The sequence below is a fragment of the Mucilaginibacter sp. P4_E8 genome (genome assembly GCF_056401495.1).
The window spans coordinates 1-2,831 of the sequence record NZ_JBFUJG010000288.1; the positions used below are offsets into that span (position 1 = coordinate 1).

A 2,831-nucleotide genomic window follows, 5' to 3' on the forward strand; every position below is an offset into this window, starting at 1 on the left:
TATTTATACTTATTCTTATACCGAAAAGCTCTTTCATCCGCATAGAAATTAAATTCAATTATATTACCCGTTCCATCAAAATACAGATCGGCTTGTTTCTGTTAGTATAAAGTTCCATAATTATACTGTCACCGGTATTTTCTTTCCGTTGATAAACAAACCTGGTATTAAACTGAAATTGATTGTCTTTTCCACTACTATAATAAACCCGCTCTGTTATGTTACCGGCACTATCGTACTTGATAACATTCTTAGTCAACGAATCCACGCCGGTACTTCCTTCAAACTTTGCTTTGTCTTTATAATCTGTTTCGGTAATTTGCTTTATCCTGCCAAATAAATTATCTTTTTTAAATGGATCAAGCGCTTTTTGAGCCTCAACCCTACTTACAAAAATGCTCAAACCTAAAAATACCCCAATGGCGAACGCTTTCATTGATCAATGTTTTTAAACTTAACTAAGATATGTTCTATCTAATAATTCCGTTTAATTAATAAACTAATTACAGCTGTTGTAATCAAAATATTACGGCCTTTCTCAGAGTTATTCCCACTTCTTAAAATTATTTAAAAAGATTTGTTTTTAATTTACACTTAACACATAATTTGCTATTTTACGCCTCCATTTAAACCAACATGAAAATTACATCATTTGACGAGTATAAACAGGTTTATCAGCAAAGTGTTGAGCAGCCTGAGCAATTTTGGGCCGGCATTGCCGAAAACTTTTTATGGCGCAAAAAATGGAACAAGGTACTCGAGTGGAACTTTAAGGAACCTAAAATTAAATGGTTTCAGGGAGCCAAGCTTAACATTACCGAGAACTGCCTTGACCGCCACCTGGAAACCATGGGTGATAAACCTGCTATAATTTGGGAACCAAATGATCCGCAGGAAAACCACCGTATACTAACTTACCGCCAGCTGCATGACAAAGTTTGCCAGTTTGCCAATGTGCTTAAAAACAACGGCGCTAAAAAAGGCGACCGTATTTGTATCTATATGCCTATGGTACCTGAACTTGCTATTGCGGTTTTGGCATGCGCCCGCATAGGCGCTATCCATTCGGTAGTGTTTGGCGGTTTTTCGGCACAATCAATTGCCGACCGGATAAATGATGCCACCTGTAATATTGTTATAACTGCCGATGGCGGTTTCAGGGGCAGCAAGGAGATCCCTCTAAAATCAATTATTGACGACGCCCTTGTGCAATGCCCTTCTATAAAAAGAGTGATTGTACTTACCCGTAACCGTACCCCGGTTTCGATGATCAAAGGCCGGGATGTTTGGTGGGAAGATGAAATTAAAAAAGTAGAAACACAGGGTAATACAGATTGCCCCGCCGAAGAAATGGATGCCGAGGATATGTTATTTATCCTGTATACATCCGGTTCAACAGGCAAACCCAAAGGAGTGGTGCATACATGTGGCGGGTATATGGTTTATACCGGTTATACCTTTGCCAACGCGTTTCAATACAATAAGGGCGAGGTTTATTTTTGTACTGCTGATATCGGTTGGATCACCGGTCACTCTTATATCGCTTATGGACCATTATCGCAGGGAGCAACTACCGTATTGTTTGAAGGAATCCCTTCATGGCCAACTGCAGGCCGTTTTTGGGATATAGTTGAAAAATATAAAGTAAACATATTATATACGGCTCCTACAGCCATCCGCTCACTCATGAGCTTTGGCGATGATATTTTAAAAGGCAAAGACTTTAGCTCACTTAAAAAGCTGGGCTCGGTTGGTGAACCCATCAACGAAGAAGCCTGGCACTGGTTCGACGAAAAAATTGGTCATAAACAATGCCCTATTGTTGATACCTGGTGGCAAACCGAAACCGGTGGTTTTATGATATCGCCAATAGCCGGTGTTACACCCACCAAACCGGGTTATGCAACCTTGCCATTACCGGGTGTACAACCCGTATTAGTTGATGAGACCGGGCAAGAAATTGAAGGCAACGGCGTAAGTGGCAACCTGTGTATCAAATTTCCGTGGCCGGGTATGCTGCGCACCACTTATGGCGATCATGAACGCTGCCGTACTACCTATTTTGCCACTTACCCCAATTTATATTTTACCGGCGATGGCTGCCTGCGCGATGAGGATGGCTATTACCGCATAACAGGCCGTGTTGATGATGTGCTGAACGTATCTGGTCACCGGATTGGTACTGCCGAGGTAGAGAACGCCATTAACATGCATAGCAGCGTGGTAGAGTCGGCCGTGGTTGGTTACCCACATGATATTAAGGGACAAGGCGTTTATGCCTTTGTGGTATGCCCTAATCAACATGATGATGAAGAGCTTACCCGTAAAGACATCATTATGACTGTAGCCCGTATTATAGGCGCTATTGCCAAACCCGATAAGATCCAGTTTGTAACTGGTTTGCCTAAAACACGTTCCGGTAAGATCATGCGCCGTATTTTGCGTAAAATAGCTGAAGGGGACACCTCTAATTTAGGCGATACCTCTACCCTGCTTGATCCGGCTGTGGTGGATGAAATAAAGGCAGGGGCATTGTAAGGGGATTAAAGACTTTGGGATAAAGGAACAAGGACCAAACCTGACTCCAACACGTCATTGCCTTTAGATTAGCTTCAACAAAATAATATAGGTTATTATTATTGTTGAAGCTTTCTTTTTGCTTCTTTTTCTTTGTTAATAACCTTGATTTTTGTGGAAAAAGTTAACAACGGTAAGGGTTCATTATCGTCATTGCCAGGCTTAAAGGCCTATGCCTCGATTAAATCCCTTACCGCTTGTTTTAAACTGTGACATCAAATAGAAATTAGAGTTTGGAAGGCTCATTAGTAAGG

Annotated in this window: 2 protein-coding genes; one reads left to right on the forward strand and one right to left on the reverse strand. The window is 41.4% G+C overall.

Features of this window, described 5'->3' with window-relative positions; all coding sequences use genetic code 11:
- Positions 1-58: 58 nt before the first annotated feature.
- On the reverse strand, positions 59-436 hold the full coding sequence (locus tag AC1DRQ_RS30555; RefSeq protein WP_477429745.1) for a hypothetical protein: 378 nt from the start codon (positions 434-436) through the stop codon (positions 59-61).
- 200 nt (positions 437-636) lie between these two features.
- Here AC1DRQ_RS30555 and acs point away from each other — a divergent pair, with 200 nt between their 5' ends.
- Positions 637-2,538: an acetate--CoA ligase gene (gene acs / locus AC1DRQ_RS30560; protein WP_477429747.1), complete on the forward strand. Its 1,902-nt coding sequence runs from the start codon at positions 637-639 to the stop codon at positions 2,536-2,538.
- Positions 2,539-2,831: the final 293 nt, after the last annotated feature.

What these genes read in the sequence shown, in the direction of transcription:
- AC1DRQ_RS30555 (WP_477429745.1), bottom strand. Translation starts at nt 436, where the DNA reads ATGAAAGCGTTCGCCATTGGGGTATTTTTAGGTTTGAGCATTTTTGTA.
- acs (WP_477429747.1), top strand. Translation starts at nt 637, where the DNA reads ATGAAAATTACATCATTTGACGAGTATAAACAGGTTTATCAGCAAAGT.